Here is a 17756-nt window from a genome sequence, read left to right as displayed (position 1 = left end):
TACCTCACAACGCGGCGCGGAGCGCTTCGCGAATTAGCGTTTCACTGTTGGCATCCGGGCGTACGATTTTGCTGACCATCCGGCTGGCCTCCTGAGGTTTATAGCCCAGCGCCACCAGCGCGGCAACCGCTTCCTGTTCAGCATCATCGTCAGACGGGCCGGCCGGCGACGTCAGGACCAGATCCGCTGCCGGCGTGAACAGATCGCCGTGTAGCCCTTTGAAGCGGTCTTTCATCTCGACAATCAGGCGTTCCGCGGTTTTCTTACCGATACCCGGCAGCTTCACCAGCGCCGCCAGCTCCTCGCGCTCAACGGCATTCACAAACTGCTGCGCCGACATGCCGGAAAGGATCGCCAGCGCCAGCTTCGGACCGACGCCGTTGGTTTTAATCAGCTCTTTAAACAGCGTGCGCTCCTGCTTGTTGTTAAAGCCATACAGCAGCTGTGCATCTTCACGGACGATAAAGTGGGTGAAAATGATCGCCTCTTTACCCACGTCCGGCAGCTCATAGAAGCAGGTCATCGGCAGATGAACCTCATAGCCTACGCCTCCCGTTTCAAGTAAAACCAGCGGGGGTTGTTTTTCGAGAATGATGCCTCTGAGTCTGCCTATCACATGGAGCTCCTGGATTAAGGGCCGAAAGTCTAATGCGGTATCATAAAAAAAGGCTGGATAGATATCCAGCCTGATTTCAGGTTATCGTAAGCGTCCGCGCGCCAGGTTCAGGCGGCTTTCGCCGATCTGAGCCGCGTTCTGGCTGACGTGGCAATGGGTGATGGCGATGGCTAAAGCATCTGCCGCATCCGCCTGCGGGTTAGCCGGCAGCTTAAGCAACGTGCGCACCATGTGCTGCACCTGGCTCTTTTCCGCGCTGCCGATGCCGACAACGGTCTGCTTTACCTGCCTGGCGGCGTACTCAAAGACCGGTAGGTCCTGATTCGTCGCCGCGACAATCGCCACGCCGCGCGCCTGGCCGAGCTTCAGCGCCGAGTCGGCGTTCTTTGCCATAAACACTTGTTCGATGGCGAAGTAGTCCGGCTGGAACTGGGTGATAATTTCCGTCACGCCCGCATAGATAAGCTTCAGGCGAGACGGTAAATCATCCACTTTCGTGCGAATACAGCCGCTGCCCAGGTAGCTCAGCTGGCGTCCAACCTGGCGGATGACGCCATAACCAGTGACGCGCGACCCCGGGTCAATGCCGAGAATAATGGCCATCACGCGCCTCCGGTTAGTGGTTTAACGGTCGGCAACATTAGAGCGTTGCGGCGACCTCATCAGAGATCTCGCCGTTATGATAAACTTCCTGCACGTCGTCGCAATCTTCCAGCATATCGATCAGACGCAGCAGTTTCGGCGCAGTTTCCGCGTCCATGTCCGCTTTGGTTGACGGGATCATCGAGACTTCAGCGGCGTCCGCTTTCAGGCCGGCGGCTTCCAGCGCATCGCGTACCGCGCCCATCTCTTCCCAGGCGGTATAAACGTCAATCGCGCCGTCGTCATAGGTCACAACGTCTTCCGCGCCCACTTCCAGCGCCGCTTCCATGATCGCATCTTCGTCGCCTTTCTCGAAGGAGATAACGCCTTTTTTGCTGAACAGGTAGGAAACGGAACCGTCGGTCCCCAGGTTACCGCCGGTTTTGGTGAAGGCATGACGTACTTCCGCCACGGTACGGTTGCGGTTGTCGGACAGACATTCAACCATTACCGCCGTGCCGCCAGGACCGTAACCTTCATAGATGATGGTTTCCATGTTCGCATCATCATCGCCGCCGACGCCGCGCGCGATAGCGCGGTTCAGGGTGTCGCGGGTCATGTTGTTGCTCAGCGCTTTGTCGATTGCCGCGCGCAGACGCGGGTTAGAGCCCGCATCGCCGCCGCCCAGACGCGCGGCGGTGACCAGCTCGCGAATAATTTTCGTAAAGATCTTACCGCGCTTGGCATCCTGTGCCGCTTTGCGGTGCTTGGTGTTGGCCCATTTACTATGACCTGCCATAAAAAACTCTCCAAAAAAAAGCGCGCCCTTTCAGGCGGCGTTAATTACAAATTCTTCAATCGCCTGCCGGTTGCTCCAGGACTTGGTCAACGTGGCGGCTTCCGCCGCGTCAACCCAGCGATAGTCCAGATGTTCCGTAAAGACAATCTGGCGTTCATGGGGGAGCGCGAGACGGAACCAAAACTCCGTATTGCGCTCAACGCCCGGCGCATAGCGATGACGTAAATGAGAAAATATCTCGAATTCTACCGTACGCTGACAATCAACCAAAGCCAGCTGCTCGCTGGCAACATCGATGGCGACCTCTTCCATAACTTCACGCGCGGCAGCCTGCGGCGCGGTTTCTCCCTCTTCCAGGCTGCCGGTAACCGACTGCCAGAACGCGGGATCGTCGCGCCGCTGCAACATCAGCACCCGCTTCGTATCTTCGGCGTAAATCACCACCAGTACGGAAACGGGGAGCTTGAATGACATCTTACTTATTCTCCAGAGACTCTTTTGCCTCTTTCGCCACCACCTGAATACCGAGTTCGCTCAGCGATGCCGGGTTAGCGAAGCTTGGCGCTTCGGTCATCAGGCAAGCGGCTGCGGTCGTTTTCGGGAAGGCGATAACGTCACGGATATTATCGGTACCGGTCAGCAGCATGGTCAAACGGTCGAGGCCAAAAGCCAGGCCCGCGTGCGGCGGGGTGCCGTATTTCAGCGCGTCCAGCAGGAAGCCAAACTTCTCGCGCTGCTCCTGCTCGTTAATGCCCAGGATGCCGAACACGGTCTGCTGCATCTCACCGCTGTGAATACGCACGGAACCGCCGCCCACTTCATAGCCGTTGATGACCATATCGTAGGCGTTAGCCACCGCGTCTTCCGGCGCGGCTTTCAGCTCGGCGGCGGACATGTCTTTCGGCGAGGTGAACGGATGGTGCATCGCGGTCAGGCCGCCTTCGCCGTCGTCTTCAAACATCGGGAAGTCGATAACCCACAGCGGCGCCCATTTGTCTTCGTCGGTCAGGTTCAGGTCTTTGCCCAGCTTCAGACGCAGCGCGCCCAGCGCGTCGGCGACCACTTTTTTGTTATCCGCGCCGAAGAAGATCATATCGCCATCCTGCGCGCCGGTGCGCTCAAGGATCGCTTCAACGATGTCGGCGTTAAGGAATTTAGCCACCGGGCTGTTGATGCCTTCAAGGCCTTTCGCCCGCTCGGTTACTTTAATATAGGCCAGCCCTTTCGCGCCGTAGATCTGGACAAACTTACCGTATTCGTCGATTTGCTTACGGGTCAGCGCAGCGCCGCCCGGTACGCGCAGCGCGGCAACGCGCCCTTTGGCGTCGTTAGCCGGGCCGGCGAAGACGGCGAATTCCACCGCTTTCACCAGATCGGCGACGTCCACCAGCTCCATCGGGTTACGCAGGTCTGGTTTGTCAGAACCGTAGCGGCGCTCGGCTTCGGCGAAGGTCATGATCGGGAAATCGCCCAGATCCACGCCCTTCACTTCCTGCCACAGGTTGCGCACCAGCGCTTCCATGACTTCGCGCACCTGCCCGGCGGTCATGAAGGAGGTTTCCACATCGATCTGGGTAAATTCCGGCTGACGGTCGGCACGCAGGTCTTCGTCGCGGAAGCATTTAACGATCTGATAGTAGCGGTCAAAACCGGACATCATCAGCAGCTGCTTGAACAGCTGTGGAGACTGCGGCAGCGCGTAGAATTTCCCTTTATGCACGCGGGATGGGACCAGGTAGTCGCGCGCGCCTTCCGGCGTGGCTTTGGTCAGCATCGGCGTTTCGATGTCGAGGAAACCGTGGTCATCCATAAAGCGGCGCACCAGGCTGGTGATTTTCGCACGGGTCTTCAGGCGCTGCGCCATTTCCGGACGACGCAGGTCCAGGTAGCGATATTTCAGACGCGCTTCTTCGGTATTGACGTGGTTGGAGTCCAGCGGCAGCGCTTCAGCGCGGTTGATAATCGTCAGATCCGATGCCAGCACTTCGATGGCGCCGGTGGCCATATCGCTATTGATGTTTTTTTCGTCACGCGCGCGCACGGTACCGGTGACCTGGATGCAGAACTCATTACGCAGTTCAGAGGCCAGCTTTAATGCGTCGGCACGATCCGGATCGAAAAACACCTGTACGATGCCTTCGCGGTCACGCATATCGATAAAGATAAGGCTACCGAGATCACGACGACGGTTGACCCAACCACACAGAGTCACTTGCTGCCCTACGTGGGACAGACGAAGCTGCCCGCAATATTCTGTACGCATGAGATATCCCTTAACTTAGCCGCAGGCGGATTGTTGCCTGTCTTGCAGGCGACGAGGTCGCAGCTTTAGCTGATGTCACAACTGAATGAAAAAAGGCGGCTATTATACTGGAAATTATGGCGCACGATAAGCCCGGCGCAGCGCGCAGCGTTGCTTTGCTGCGCGCTTATTGCTTGTACTCACAAAAATTAACAAAATTTGTTACCCTCGGGCGAGATCGGCAACGGTATTGTAGCGACCTGACAACAGAAGAAGATACGGGGATATCATGTTAGAACTCAATGCAAAAAAAACCGCGCTGGTGGTTATAGACCTGCAGGAAGGCATTTTACCGTTTGCCGGCGGCCCGCATCGGGCTGACGACGTGGTTGAGCGCGCCGCGAGTCTGGCCAAAAAGTGCCGCCAGCAGGGTTCCCCGGTGGTCATGGTTCGCGTTGGCTGGTCGGCGGATTTCGCCGAAGCGCTGAAGCAGCCGGTCGATGCCCAGGCAGGCGCCCATACGCTACCGGAAAACTGGTGGTTCTATCCGCTGGCGCTGGGAAAACAGGAGAGCGACATCGAAGTCACCAAACGCCAGTGGGGAGCCTTTTACGGCACCGACCTGGAGCTGCAGCTTCGCCGTCGCGGTATCGATACGATTATCCTGTGCGGTATCTCAACCAATATCGGCGTCGAATCGACGGCGCGCAACGCCTGGGAGCTGGGCTTCAATCTGATTCTCGTTGAAGACGCCTGCAGCGCAGCAACGGCTGAACAGCATCAGGGCAGCATGACGCACATCTTCCCGCGTATTGCCCGCGTGCGCAGTACCGAGGAGGTACTTGCCGCGTTATGATCTATATTGGGCTTCCCCAATGGGCGCACCCGAAGTGGGTGCGCCTGGGTATCACCAGCCTTGAAGAGTATGCCCGCCATTTTAACTGCGTGGAGGGCAACACGACCCTGTACGCTTTACCAAAAGCTGAGATTGTCAGCCGCTGGTATGAACAAACCCACGATGATTTTCGCTTTTGCTTCAAGTTTCCGGCCACCATTTCGCACCAGGCATCGCTGCGCAACTGCGACGACTTAAGCCACGAGTTTTTCACCCGCCTGGCGCCGCTGTCATCGCGCATTGGCCAATACTGGCTGCAGCTGCCGGCCACGTTCGGCCCTCGGGATCTTCCCGCGCTCTGGCAGTTCCTTGACAGCCTGCCGCGCGAATTCAGCTACGGCGTTGAGGTAAGGCATCCGGAGTTTTTCGCCAAAGAGGAAGCGGAACAGCAGCTCAATCGCGGGCTGCATCAGCGAAACGTCAACCGCGTGATCCTGGATAGCCGTCCGGTTCATAGCGCCGTCGCCCGCAGCCCGGCGATGCTCGACGCGCAAAGAAAGAAGCCAAAAGTTCCCGTCCATGCGCTGGTGACGGCCCACCATCCGATGGTGCGTTTTATCGGCAGCGATGACATGGCGCAAAATCGTGAGCTGTTTAGCGTGTGGTTACGCACGCTGCCAAAATGGGCGCAGACAACCACGCCGTACCTGTTCCTCCATACCCCGGATATCGCCCAGGCGCCGGAACTGGTCGACACCCTGTGGAGCGATCTGCGCGCCGCCCTACCGGAAATAGGGGCGGCACCTTCAATTCCGCAGCAAACCTCTCTTTTCTGATATCCTGCTATCCTCAATTGAGCCACCGGAAGCGATAAAAGGGAGTTTTGAGTATGGTCAGCGCGCTGTATGCGGTTTTAGGTGCGTTATTGCTTATTAAGTTTTCCTGGGACGTTGTACGACTGAGGACGCAATATCGCGTTGGCTACGGCGACGGCGGTTTTAGCGAACTGCAGGTTGCTATACGCGTGCACGGGAACGCGGTGGAATATATTCCCATTGGCCTGATTCTGCTGCTGTTTATGGAAATGAACGGCGCGCAGACCTGGATGGTCCACGTCTGCGGTATTTTACTGATCGCCGGGCGCCTGATGCACTCCTATGGCTTTCATCATCGTCTTTACCGCTGGCGTCGTTCCGGCATGAGCGCGACGTGGTGTTCGTTGTTGCTGATGGTGCTGGCGAACTTCTGGTATATGCCCTGGGAGTTGGTTTTCTCCGTCCGTTAGCGCACAATACGCCGTTTTCGATTTTTCGGGTTTAACGTTATGTCTCACCGCGATACGCTTTTTTCCGCGCCGATTGCCAGCCTCGGCGACTGGACCTTTGATGAACGGGTTGCTGAAGTCTTCCCGGATATGATCCAGCGCTCTGTTCCCGGCTATTCCAATATCATTTCCATGATCGGCATGCTGGCGGAACGTTTCGTTCAGCCGGATACCCAGGTTTACGATCTCGGCTGCTCGCTTGGCGCAGCCACGCTGTCCGTGCGCCGCAATATTGCGCATGCCGGCTGCAAAATCATCGCCGTTGATAATTCGCCGGCCATGGTCGAACGCTGCCGTCGCCATATTGACGCCTATAAGGCGCCGACGCCGGTCGAAGTGATTGAAGGCGATATTCGCCACGTCACGATAGAAAACGCCTCGATGGTGGTGCTGAACTTCACCATCCAGTTTCTCGAACCGGGCGAACGCCAGGCCATTCTTGATAAGGTCTATCAGGGACTCAATCCGGGCGGCGCGCTGGTGCTGTCGGAAAAATTCAGCTTCGAAGATGACAACGTCGGCGAACTGCTGTTCAACATGCATCATGATTTCAAACGCGCCAACGGCTATAGCGAGCTGGAAATCAGCCAAAAGCGCAGCATGCTGGAAAACGTGATGCTCACCGATTCCGTCGAAACCCACAAAGCGCGCCTGCGCAAGGCCGGTTTCGAACATGCCGAACTGTGGTTCCAGTGCTTTAACTTCGGATCGTTAATCGCCGTAAAATCCGGGGACCAGGCATGATTGATTTCAGCAACTTTTATCAGTTAATTGCCAAAAGCCCGCTGTCGCACTGGCTGGAGACGCTGCCCGCCCAGGTGGCGGCCTGGCAGCGTGACGCGCTGCACGGGAAATACCGGGAATGGGAGCGGGCCGTCGAGTTTCTGCCCGAGTTTTCGCCCTACCGACTGGATCTGCTGCATAGCGTCACCGCGGAGAGCGAAACGCCGCTGGGCGACGGTCAGCGTCTGCGGATTGAAAACCTGCTGAAGAATCTGATGCCGTGGCGTAAAGGGCCCTGGTCGCTTTACGGCGTGAATATCGACACCGAATGGCGTTCCGACTGGAAGTGGGAACGCGTACTGCCGCACCTTTCCGACCTCACCGGACGTACCATCCTTGATGTCGGCTGCGGCAGCGGATACCACATGTGGCGGATGATTGGCGCCGGGGCTCGTCTGGCGGTAGGCATCGATCCCACCCAGCTGTTCCTTTGCCAGTTTGAAGCGGTGCGAAAGCTGTTGGGCAACGATCAGCGCGCGCATCTGCTGCCGCTGGGCATTGAGCAGCTTCCGGCGCTGAACGCCTTTGATACCGTCTTTTCGATGGGCGTGCTGTACCACCGCCGCTCCCCGCTCGATCACCTGTGGCAGCTCAAAGATCAGCTGGTTCCCGGCGGCGAGCTGGTGCTGGAGACGCTGGTCGTCGAGGGCGACGAAAATACCGTGCTGGTGCCGGGCGATCGCTATGCGCAGATGCGCAACGTCTACTTTATCCCTTCTGCCGCCGCGCTAAAGCAGTGGCTGGAGAAATGCGGGTTTATCGATGTACGCATCGTCGACGCCTGCGTGACGTCCACCGAAGAGCAGCGCCGCACCGAGTGGATGACCACCGAGTCTCTGGCCGACTTCCTCGATCCGCAGGATAGCAGCAAAACCCGCGAAGGCTACCCTGCCCCGCTGCGCGCGGTGCTTATTGCCACCAAACCGGAAACAGAACAGTCGCTGGCGGCGAAAAAGCGGGCCGACAAGCAGCCTGGCTAACGCGTTTTCAGGATAAAAAAAGGCCCCTGTTTAATGGGCAGGGGCCTGGTACGGGCAATCATCATATTGGGCGACATGATGTGCAGCAAAAAACGGTTTATCCCCGTCATACTTCAAGTTGCATGTGCGTTGGCTTTCCTCGCTCACCCCAGTCACTTACTTGAGTAAGCTCCTGTGGATCCCCTGCGTCGCCGCCTTCTCGCAACTCGAATTATTTAGGGTCTTAATCTCTCTGTGCGGAAATAATCTTCTTCATTTCCGCTACCGCTTCGCCATTGACGGCGTAGCGTAAGTATTCATCTGCTTCGGCATCCGTAGACATCGACAGTCCGGGATTGCGAAAGCGCATCGGGGACGGTAACCACTGGCCTGCCGAGGTATGCACCTCTTTTACCCCTGCCTGCAAAAATAGCGGCAGGTTGGCGGCGCGGACGCCTGCACCGGCCATAATAATAGGAGTATCGCTTTGGGAAATAAGTTCCCTGATTAATGAAATTCCTTTTTCGGCTGAAGACTGCTGGCCCGAAGTCAGGATACGCTGAACGCCGAGTTCAGCCAGCTCAGCGCTGGCCTGGCGCGGGTCGGCGCACATATCAAAGGCCCGATGAAAGGTGACGGCCAGGGTTCCCACCGCCGCCATTATTTTTTTCATTCGCGCCCTATCCACCCGACCGTCGGCGTCCAGAACGCCGATCACCATGCCGGGAAAACCGAGATCCTTCACCGCGGCCACATCATCAAGCATCGCGGCAAATTCGCCGGCGGTATAGCAAAAATCACCGCCGCGCGGGCGAATAATTGGATGAACGGGAATGGTCACCGCTTCACGCACCGATTTCAGTACCCCCAGCGAAGGCGTCAGCCCTCCCTCCTGCGGCGCGGCGCATAGCTCGATGCGATCGGCGCCCCGGCGCTGGGCCTCCAGCGCGCACTCCATGCTGTAACAACAGACTTCCAGTAAGGTCATTCTTCTCTCCGTCGATAGGGCAGGCACTACAGAATGTCACGATTTCTTCCGGCAGACGCCGCGTCGCTTCACACTGTTATCGTTCAGCGTGTTCGCTGGCGACAATTTGCTCAATCGACCACGGGTGAAATTTGATCGTCACTTTGCCATCCGTTACCGCCAGGGTCGGATTCGGTAAACGCTCACGCTCTCCTTTCGGCGCGCTGGTCTTCACAAAAATGCCCGGCTGGCCCAGCCCTTCATCGGAAAGCAGCGCCAGCGCGCGGGTATTGAGCGTTTCAGGATCGCCCGGCAGAACGATTTCAATATGCTCCCAGCCTTCATGCGGATAGCGCTTTTCGCCCGGCCACGGCAGTTCAACGATGCTAAAACGCCAGTGCGCCACGACCACCGGCTCATCCAGCCTGAACAGGCAGATGGGTCGACCGTTAATGACATTTTCCGACAGCAGAGTAGCGCATTGTTCAAAGCCGCGACGCCAGCGCTCCGCCGTAGCGTTCTGGTGACAGCGCAGGGAAATATGGTCGGCGTCATGGGGCGTAATATCGAGACCGAGCCGGTGAGCAAGCGCGTTCAGCGCCTCGGTAAAGCGCGGCAGGTCCGCGGAAATATCGTTCAGTTCATCTATCTGCTGCCAGTTCGCCATCGTAAGCCTCGGTACTCGCTAAAAAGCGCTAATCTATCGCGTTTTCCGCGACCGACCAACCGGCAATCGCCGGCAGCGTCCCGCGAACGGTTATTCGTTGAGCGCGAGGCTCAGCAACCTCCGCGCGGTGCTGACGCGTGGGTGCAAATGCAGTATACTCCTGCCCTAATTTGTCCACATTCCCGCGCCGCCCCATCAGGGTGACGGCGTGTTAACGTAAGGTGTTTCGGTGAATATTCAGGCTCTTCTCTCAGAAAAAGTCAGTCAGGCCCTGATCGCGGCAGGCGCGTCTGCCGATTGCGAACCTCAGGTCCGCCAGTCAGCAAAAGTCCAGTTCGGCGACTATCAGGCCAACGGCGTGATGGCCGTTGCCAAAAAACTGGGCATGGCGCCGCGACAACTTGCAGAGCAGGTACTGTCTCATCTCGATCTGAGCGGGATTGCCAATAAGGTAGAGATCGCCGGCCCTGGCTTTATTAATATTTTCCTCGATCCGGCCTTCCTCGCGGAAAACGTCAGCAGCGCGCTGAAATCGGAACGTCTGGGCGTGGCTCAGCCGCAGGCGCAGACGGTAGTCGTCGATTACTCCGCGCCGAACGTGGCGAAAGAGATGCACGTAGGCCATCTGCGCTCCACCATTATTGGCGACGCCGCGGTGCGTACGCTGGAGTTTCTCGGCCATAAAGTGATCCGCGCTAACCACGTGGGCGACTGGGGCACCCAGTTCGGCATGCTCATCGCGTACCTGGAAAAACAGCAGCAGGAAAACGCCGGTGAAATGGCGCTGGCCGACCTCGAAGGTTTCTATCGCGAAGCGAAAAAACACTACGATGAAGATGAAGCCTTCGCCGAGCGCGCGCGCAGCTATGTCGTTAAGCTGCAGGGCGGCGACGAGTACTTCCGCGAAATGTGGCGCAAGCTGGTCGACATCACCATGTCGCAAAACCAGTTAACCTATAACCGCCTCAACGTTACCCTGACCCGCGACGACGTGATGGGTGAAAGCCTCTATAACCCGATGCTGCCGGGTATCGTTGCCGATCTGAAAGCCAAAGGTCTGGCGGTAGAAAGCGAAGGCGCGACCGTGGTGTTCCTTGATGAGTACAAAAACAAGGAAGGCGAACCGATGGGCGTTATCATCCAGAAGAAGGATGGCGGCTATCTCTACACCACCACCGATATCGCCTGCGCAAAATACCGCTACGAAAATTTGCATGCTGACCGCGTGCTTTACTACATCGACTCTCGCCAGCACCAGCACCTGATGCAGGCGTGGACCATCGTGCGTAAAGCCGGCTACGTGCCGGATTCCGTCCCGCTGGAGCACCACATGTTCGGCATGATGCTCGGCAAAGATGGCAAACCGTTTAAAACCCGCGCCGGCGGTACCGTGAAGCTCGCCGACCTGCTGGACGAAGCGCTGGAGCGCGCACGCCGTCTGGTGGCGGAGAAAAACCCGGAGATGCCCGCCGATGAGCTGGAAAAACTGGCGAACGCGGTCGGGATCGGCGCGGTGAAATATGCCGACTTGTCTAAAAACCGCACCACCGACTACATCTTTGACTGGGACAACATGCTGGCCTTTGAGGGCAATACCGCGCCTTATATGCAGTATGCCTATACCCGCGTGCTCTCCGTGTTCCGCAAAGCGGATATCGATGAAAGCGCGCTGGCGGCGGCGCCGGTGGTCATCACCGAAGAGCGCGAAGCCCAGCTGGCGGCCCGTCTGCTGCAGTTTGAAGAAACCCTGACGGTCGTCGCGCGTGAAGGCACGCCGCACGTGATGTGTTCTTACCTGTACGATCTGGCGGGTCTGTTCTCCGGCTTCTACGAGCACTGCCCGATCCTGAGCGCCGAAAGCGAAGAGACGCGCAACAGCCGCCTGAAGCTGGCGCTGCTGACGGCAAAAACGCTGAAGCTGGGTCTGGATACCCTGGGTATCGAAACCGTAGAACGGATGTAAAACCAAACCCGGCGAAAGCCGGGTTTGGTTTATAACGCCTGATGGCGCCACGCTCATCAGACCTGCAGCATCATTGTATCCCCGGTAAGCGTAAGCGCCATCGGGGAAATTCCGCCCTTCTCAGAAATACTTCCGCAGATACTCCGTCAGGCACAGGATCGCCATCGCCTGGCCATACGGCATCGACGTCAGCGGAATGTCGCGATAAAAATCCAGATTCGAACCCATGCCGGTACCGAACGACGTTTGCAGCAGCTCCCCTTGCGCTGAGATATTCTGCACGATGCCGCGAATCGCTTTTTCCGCAACCTCCGCATACGCCTGGCTCACGTAGCGCTTGCGCACCGCTTTGAGGATCCCATAAGCAAAACCGGCGGTCGCCGACGCTTCCAGATAGGAGTCAGGATCGTCAAGCAGCGTATGCCACAGGCCGCTATCGTCCTGACAGCGGGCCAGCGCCGCAATCTGCGCATTCAGCACCTGCACCAGATAACGCCGTACCGCGCTGTTCTCGGGTAAATCCACCAGCTCCAGGAAATCCGGAATAACGATAGTCAGCCAGCTATTGCCGCGGGCCCAGCGAGCGTGGGCGAAATTATGCCGCCCCTCGTAGCTCCAGCCGTGAAACCACAGGCCGGTCTCACGGTCCATCAGATTCTGCACGTGCAGCAGAAACTGATATACCGCCTCCTCTACGTATTGCGGACGATTAAGCAACTTGCCGATTTTCGCCAGCGGCAGAACCGTCATCATCAGCGTGTCGTCCCACATCTGCTGATGATTCTCTTCCGCCAGGGTGATGTGCTGCATGCCGCCAGACTCAGTGCGCGGCATTTCGTTCATCGCCCACTCCGCCCAGCTATCGAGCCAGGGCAGATACGCGGGGTTGCCCGTCTCTTCGTAGCGGTAAGCCAGGGTGAGAAACGGCGCCATGGTGTTGACGTTTTTGGTGGTCGCGCCTTCGGCAAAGCGGTCGGCAAACCAGCCATCAATAATGTCGCGCATCGCCGTATCGCCGGTCTGCTGGTAATACTGATAAATACCGTACAGGCCGACGCCGTGAGTCCACTCCCAGCCGTTCCACCCTTTGGTGTCGATAACGCGTCCGTCGTCCAGCCGCAGTAAAAATTGCCCGCTTTCGTCCTTAATGTTGACCAGATTGTGCGTCACCTTCTGAATCAGCGCCTGCAGTTCATTGCGGGCGATAAAACGCTCCGGCTGGCGCAGTAATGGGCTATGTTTGACAGGCCAAACTTTCATATCCTTAACCTCTGTTATATGTCGAATTCATGGCTGAACGCGGCTTCAGCGCTGGCGCGGCGGGTTTATTCCGATTCAGATAACCAATATTGTTGTTTCCCCACAGGGCGTCGTACGGCATCCCGGCCAGCATCTCCACCACCTCACGATCCCCGGCGCTGGCCAGTTCTGGCTGAGCGCGACCGGATTCACGCATTTTCAGCGTTTCCGCGCGCAGGACGCTGTGGGTTTGCAGATTAAGCTTAAAGCGCAGGGAAACGAGGAAACCGCAGGCCAGCACCAGTAAGGTGCCCACGCTGAGGATCAGCAGAATGGTATGGCTCACTTCATAAGGCTGCGTTTTCTGTCCGGAGACAAAGCCCGACATCTGCATGATGATCCCCACCAGCATCACCGCTCCGGCCTGGGAAGCTTTACGCGTCAGGGTCATGATCCCGGCAAAGATGCCTTCGCGGCGCTGGCCGGTGATCACTTCGTCCACGTCGGCAATATAGGTATAGGTGTTCCACGGAACGTAGTTGATGCCGCCGCGGCCCAGGCCCGCCACTGCGGATATCAGCAGCAGCAGCGAATAGACATCGCTGAGGCCAGCGTAGTACAGCACCGCGTAAGAGAGCGAACTCAGGCCGAACAGCACCACCACCATGCGGTACGATGGCGCCGGCCCGAAGCGAATACACAGCGGGATCATGGCGATAACCGCAATAAACTGGAAGATCGCCATGGTTCCGAGCAGGTTAGAAGCCATTGAGGCTTCCTGCATCAGGACAAACACCACATAGTAGGTAAAGACCGCATTGAAGACGTCCTGGGCGATATAGCCCCCCAGATACATACCCAGATGCTGACGGAAAATTTTAATGCGCAGGGTCGAACTTAACTCAATGAACAGGCGGTTAAGACTCTGCGACAGGCTCAGGTTCTGTTTCTCCTCTTCGGCGCGCAGCGCGGCCTCCGTCCACTCTTCACGCGGGCGTTCCCAGGTAAAGAACCAGACGAAGGTCAGCATCATGGCGCACAGCACCGAGAACACCAGGCTGGCATAGAAGAAAGAAACGGCGTTGTCCTTACCAAAGATAGTCAGCAGAACGCCCGGCAGGAAGGAAGCCAGAATCGCCGACATCTGCGCCATAGAAATACGCGCGCCGGAGAATTTGGTTTTCTGTTTAAAATCATCGGTCATTTCCGGTACCAGCGTTTCATACGGCACCAGAATCATGGTGTAGACAATATCAAAAAGAAGATAGGTCAGCAGGTAGTACCAGAACCCCATATCCCCTACCCACATGATGGAGTAGCTAAACACGCAGGGGATGCCGAGCAGGATGAAGAACTTACGCCTGCCAAAACGTTTCCCCAGCCAGGTTGAGCCAAAGTTATCCGTCAGAAAGCCCATCAGCGGACTGATTACCGCATCCAGAACCCTGGCGGTGGCAAAAATAAGCGTCGCCTCGATAGGGGAAAGACCGCAAAAGGTGGTGTAGAAGTAGAGCAGCCATGCTGCTGTGAGTGCGGTCGTTCCCGCACCAAGGAAATCGCCCGATCCATAGGCAAGGTAGTTAACCAAACCGATTTTACGTGTTTTCATCGCCGTAAATCCTGTGTCTTTTTTTAGAGAACTCCGAACCGCGTTTTGGCCCATTCAGCCAAAAGGGGGTTGATACATGGCTACATTAAGAGCATGGGAACGGCGTTACCTTTTCATTTTTGCCAGCCAAAAGCGTTCAATGGCAAAAACACAAAGAGTCGATGAACGCGCCTCACTGATTTATAAAACAGCGTTTCTTTTAATACAAAAGATCGGACCAAAAGTTGCGAAGTGACCACCAAAATGGCGCGCGGCGGAGTGAAATCTGGGCGCGTTATTTCGCTGCGGATAAACCTTGCGAAAGCTAAGGAATGGGAGTAAAGACAATAGAAAAGGGTTGTTTCGCGTATCTCAAGGAGGCTTGATGCCCTACTCACATCTGCTGGTCGCCGTGGCACCAACCCCGGAAAGCCGGGTCCTCATTCAGAAAGCCGTCTCCATCGCCCGTCCGGTCAATGCGAAGGTCAGCCTGATTACCCTGGCAACGGACCCGGAGCTGTATAACCAGTTTGCGGCGCCAATGATGGAAAATTTACGCGAAGTGATGCAGGAGGAGACGCGCGGCTTTCTGGCCGAGCTCGCCCGCCACGCCGACTACCCGATAGAGAAAATGACTATCGCCAGCGGCGGGATTGCCCACCATGTGAAGGATTTTTGCCAGCGGCATCGCGTTGACCTGGTGATTTGCGGCAACCACAACCAGAGCCTGTTCTCTCGCGCTACCTGTTCGGCGAAAGATATCGTGGGCAGCAGCGGCGTTGACGTGCTGCTGGTGTGTCTGGAAAAAGGTTAGCGCCGAAAGCGCTAACCGCGATCGTCTCAGGCGAGCTTGGGGAAGGTCGCGACCTTGCGCGCTAAGTGGCTCTCCTCACTTCCTGGCTCAATCTCCTTTAGATCGGCAATAAACCGCTCCTGCCAGCGATGAATATCGTTATCTTTAATCACCGCCAGCATGGCCGAATGGCGGGCAATACGCTCGGCCAGCGGCATGGTTAACGCCTGGTCCAGCGCAGCCGCGACCTCGTCGCGATCGTAAGGATTGACGATTAAGGCCGTCGGCAGCTCGTTCGCCGCGCCGGCAAACTGCGACAGCACCAGCACGCCCGGATTTTGCGGGTCCTGCGCGGCCACATACTCTTTCGCCACCAGATTCATCCCATCGCGCAGCGGCGTAACCAGACCGACGTCCGAGTAGCGAAAGATTTTCATCAGCAGCTTGCGTTCAAAGTGCTGGTTCAGGTAATAAAGCGGCGTCCAGCCCAGCTGGCCATATCGGCCATTAATGCGGCCGGCCGCGGTTTCAAGCTGATGACGAATATCCTGGTAGGCCTGAACATCGCCGCGCGACGTCGGCGCGATCTGGGTATAGCGAATCTTGCCGTGATGCTGCGGATAGTTCTCCAGCAGCGCCTCGTAGGCCAGAAAACGCTCCGGCAGCCCCTTGGAATAGTCCAGCCGCTCAACGGAAAAGATATTCTGCACGCTTTTCAGTTCGCTCTTCAGCTGCGCCAGCTTCGGCGGCAGCGGCCCTTTTGCGCTCCGCGCAATCTCTTCCGGATCGATACCGATCGGATAGACTTCGGTGTGGAAAGGTTTCCCCCAGGCCACATGCTTTTTGCCGTCGCGCGTCGTCAGGCGAGTCTGCATCGATACGCAATCGAGAAACGCCAGGCGATCGCTCTCGGTCTGGAAACCCAGTAAATCGTAATCGCACAGCTGTTCAAGCAGCTCCGCGTGCGGCGGGAGCGCGTTAAAGACTTCCGGCGTCGGGAACGGAATATGTAAAAAGAAGCCGATGCGATTATTGACCCCGCGCTGGCGCAGTTCGCTGGCCAGCGGCAGCAGGTGGTAATCGTGGATCCAGACGATATCGTCAGGTTCGATCAGCGGCAGCAGTTTATCCGCCAGCGTTGCGTTGACGCGCTGATAGCCTTCCCAGGCTTCACGCTGAAAATCGACCAGATCGAGACGATAGTGGAAGGCGGGCCATAAAACGGCATTGGAAAAGCGGTTGTAATATTCGTCGTGATCCTGCTCGCTAAGGTTAAAGGAAGCCCAGGTGATATTCCCCTGCTTCACTTTTTTTAACGGCTGCTGGTCGTCACCGATTTCCCCACTCCAGCCGAACCACAGTCCTCCGGCTGCTTTTAATGCCCCCATAATCCCCACGGCAAGGCCACCGGCGCTGGCCTTTTTGTCATCCGGCGGGGCAATACGATTAGATACTACGACTAAGCGACTCATAGCCATCTCTCCTGTCGGTTAGCGCATCTGGTTGTTGCCCATGATTCGCGATGTTACTAATCCAAAGATGAACAGCGGCGACATCCGGCAGGCGCCAGTGCGCCTGGGTCTCACCGCCGCCCACTTTGACCGATACGCCACTCAGTTGATTGACGACGCTAAAACCCGCTTCATCGGTTAAGTCATCACCGACAAACACCGGCCTGCGCCCGCTGAATGGAGCTTCCTGCATAAAAGCGGCTATCGCTTCACCTTTATTCACTCCGCGCGGTTTGATCTCCACCACGCACTTACCCGGCTGTAATGCCAGAATGGGATGGCGCTGCACGACGGCCTGCGCCAGCGCCAGCACCGCGTGCTGATGCTCCGGCGCCTGTCGGTAGTGCAGAGCAAAGGCCATCCCCTTACTTTCCAGTTCGCATCCCGGCAAGTCATCCAGCGCCGCGGTCAGTTCCGCAGAGAGCGCCTTCTGGAGAGAATCCGGTAAAGAGACAATATGCGTTTTACCATTGATATCACGGCGTTCAGCCCCGTGGACACCGGCAAGCGGCAGCCGGTAAGGACGGGTAAGCTCATCCAGCTCAACCATTGAGCGCCCTGAAATCAATGCCACCGCGCCGTTGTGCTGCTGCACGAGCTGGCGCAGCGACTGCAAAACATCGGCAGGAATGACCACCTGATCGGGATGGGGTTTGATACCGGCAAGGGTACCGTCGAGGTCAAAGAAAAAAGCGCAGTTTCCGGTTAACGCAGGCGGTACATAAATCTGGTCAGCCACCCTGTTTCCTCCATATCATGGCCAGCAACATGCTGGGTGTTAAATAATTGTAGCCATGTAAGTATAGACAGTGTGACCAGCCTCGCCATTTTTGATAGTCATTGCCAGCGCAACGAGCGCTGGCAATGGATTAGGATTAAACTGAAAAG

At 57.1% G+C, this 17756-nt stretch carries 19 protein-coding genes; 8 read left to right on the top strand and 11 right to left on the bottom strand.

The features are described from left to right. Positions 1-4: 4 nt before the first annotated feature. The 5 genes from ruvA to aspS form a co-directional block, all read right to left on the bottom strand. On the bottom strand, positions 5-616 hold the full coding sequence (ruvA, locus tag MKleb_RS09975; protein WP_004103390.1) for a Holliday junction branch migration protein RuvA: 612 nt from the start codon (positions 614-616) through the stop codon (positions 5-7). Between the two features lie 81 nt (positions 617-697). Continuing rightward, positions 698-1219 carry a crossover junction endodeoxyribonuclease RuvC gene (gene ruvC / locus MKleb_RS09970; RefSeq protein WP_014229855.1) on the bottom strand — a complete coding sequence of 174 codons (522 nt, stop codon included), beginning with the start codon at positions 1217-1219 and terminating at the stop codon, positions 698-700. A 37-nt stretch (positions 1220-1256) separates the two neighbouring features. Continuing rightward, the gene (locus MKleb_RS09965; RefSeq protein ID WP_025106120.1) at positions 1257-1997 is read right to left on the bottom strand and encodes a YebC/PmpR family DNA-binding transcriptional regulator; all 741 of its coding nucleotides are present in this window, start codon (positions 1995-1997) and stop codon (positions 1257-1259) included. Between the two features lie 30 nt (positions 1998-2027). Further along, on the bottom strand, positions 2028-2471 hold the full coding sequence (nudB, locus tag MKleb_RS09960) for a dihydroneopterin triphosphate diphosphatase (protein ID WP_025106119.1): 444 nt from the start codon (positions 2469-2471) through the stop codon (positions 2028-2030). 1 nt (position 2472) lies between these two features. Then, positions 2473-4260, bottom strand: a complete 1788-nt coding sequence (gene aspS / locus MKleb_RS09955; protein WP_004852140.1) for an aspartate--tRNA ligase — start codon at positions 4258-4260, stop codon at positions 2473-2475. A 268-nt stretch (positions 4261-4528) separates the two neighbouring features. On the opposite strand from aspS, the gene MKleb_RS09950 reads away from it, so the two are divergent. Genes MKleb_RS09950 through cmoB form a run of 5 tightly spaced genes read left to right on the top strand, consistent with a single transcriptional unit; the run spans position 4529 to position 8161 of the window. Further along, the gene (locus MKleb_RS09950; RefSeq protein ID WP_049082802.1) at positions 4529-5095 is read left to right on the top strand and encodes a hydrolase; all 567 of its coding nucleotides are present in this window, start codon (positions 4529-4531) and stop codon (positions 5093-5095) included. Next, the gene (locus MKleb_RS09945) at positions 5092-5910 is read left to right on the top strand and encodes a DUF72 domain-containing protein (protein ID WP_014229856.1); all 819 of its coding nucleotides are present in this window, start codon (positions 5092-5094) and stop codon (positions 5908-5910) included. The genes MKleb_RS09950 and MKleb_RS09945 overlap by 4 nt, the downstream gene beginning before the upstream one ends. A 53-nt stretch (positions 5911-5963) precedes the next feature. Further along, complete coding sequence (locus MKleb_RS09940; protein ID WP_025106117.1) at positions 5964-6359, top strand: MAPEG family protein; 396 nt, start codon at positions 5964-5966, stop codon at positions 6357-6359. A 39-nt stretch (positions 6360-6398) separates the two neighbouring features. Beyond that, entirely contained in the window at positions 6399-7142 is a 744-nt protein-coding gene (gene cmoA / locus MKleb_RS09935; RefSeq protein WP_009652021.1) for a carboxy-S-adenosyl-L-methionine synthase CmoA, read from the top strand. Then, a complete protein-coding gene (gene cmoB / locus MKleb_RS09930) occupies positions 7139-8161 on the top strand; it encodes a tRNA 5-methoxyuridine(34)/uridine 5-oxyacetic acid(34) synthase CmoB (protein WP_004852151.1) in 1023 nt (340 codons plus the stop codon). The genes cmoA and cmoB overlap by 4 nt, the downstream gene beginning before the upstream one ends. A 223-nt stretch (positions 8162-8384) precedes the next feature. Here the strand turns inward: cmoB and cutC are convergent, their stop codons facing one another. Then, entirely contained in the window at positions 8385-9128 is a 744-nt protein-coding gene (gene cutC / locus MKleb_RS09925) for a copper homeostasis protein CutC (protein WP_025106116.1), read from the bottom strand. Between the two features lie 76 nt (positions 9129-9204). Continuing rightward, the gene (locus MKleb_RS09920; protein ID WP_014838837.1) at positions 9205-9774 is read right to left on the bottom strand and encodes a VOC family protein; all 570 of its coding nucleotides are present in this window, start codon (positions 9772-9774) and stop codon (positions 9205-9207) included. Positions 9775-10003: 229 nt separating this feature from the next. Here MKleb_RS09920 and argS point away from each other — a divergent pair, with 229 nt between their 5' ends. Then, positions 10004-11737 carry an arginine--tRNA ligase gene (gene argS / locus MKleb_RS09915; protein ID WP_025106115.1) on the top strand — a complete coding sequence of 578 codons (1734 nt, stop codon included), beginning with the start codon at positions 10004-10006 and terminating at the stop codon, positions 11735-11737. Between the two features lie 120 nt (positions 11738-11857). On the opposite strand, the gene MKleb_RS09910 is transcribed toward argS, so the two are convergent. Together MKleb_RS09910 and MKleb_RS09905 are read right to left on the bottom strand one after the other, a co-directional pair. Beyond that, positions 11858-12997, bottom strand: coding sequence for a beta-galactosidase BglB (locus MKleb_RS09910; RefSeq protein WP_014229860.1), 1140 nt, complete (start codon positions 12995-12997; stop codon positions 11858-11860). A 4-nt stretch (positions 12998-13001) separates the two neighbouring features. Beyond that, entirely contained in the window at positions 13002-14585 is a 1584-nt protein-coding gene (locus MKleb_RS09905) for an MFS transporter (protein WP_009652039.1), read from the bottom strand. Positions 14586-14661: 76 nt separating this feature from the next. On the opposite strand from MKleb_RS09905, the gene MKleb_RS09900 reads away from it, so the two are divergent. After that, the gene (locus tag MKleb_RS09900; RefSeq protein ID WP_217076627.1) at positions 14662-14820 is read left to right on the top strand and encodes a hypothetical protein; all 159 of its coding nucleotides are present in this window, start codon (positions 14662-14664) and stop codon (positions 14818-14820) included. Positions 14821-14949: 129 nt separating this feature from the next. Next, complete coding sequence (uspC, locus tag MKleb_RS09895) at positions 14950-15378, top strand: universal stress protein UspC (RefSeq protein WP_004852164.1); 429 nt, start codon at positions 14950-14952, stop codon at positions 15376-15378. Between the two features lie 26 nt (positions 15379-15404). On the opposite strand, the gene otsA is transcribed toward uspC, so the two are convergent. Both otsA and otsB read right to left on the bottom strand, forming a co-directional pair. Then, entirely contained in the window at positions 15405-16829 is a 1425-nt protein-coding gene (otsA, locus tag MKleb_RS09890) for an alpha,alpha-trehalose-phosphate synthase (RefSeq protein WP_014229861.1), read from the bottom strand. Next, complete coding sequence (gene otsB, locus MKleb_RS09885) at positions 16804-17607, bottom strand: trehalose-phosphatase (protein ID WP_014229862.1); 804 nt, start codon at positions 17605-17607, stop codon at positions 16804-16806. The genes otsA and otsB overlap by 26 nt, the downstream gene beginning before the upstream one ends. Positions 17608-17756: the final 149 nt, after the last annotated feature.

The sequence above is a fragment of the Klebsiella sp. PL-2018 genome, from assembly GCF_019048985.1.
Taxonomy (GTDB): Bacteria; Pseudomonadota; Gammaproteobacteria; order Enterobacterales; family Enterobacteriaceae; genus Klebsiella; species Klebsiella michiganensis.
The sequence above is the reverse complement of the archived record's forward strand: the minus strand, read 5'-3'. Positions and strand labels throughout refer to the sequence as shown.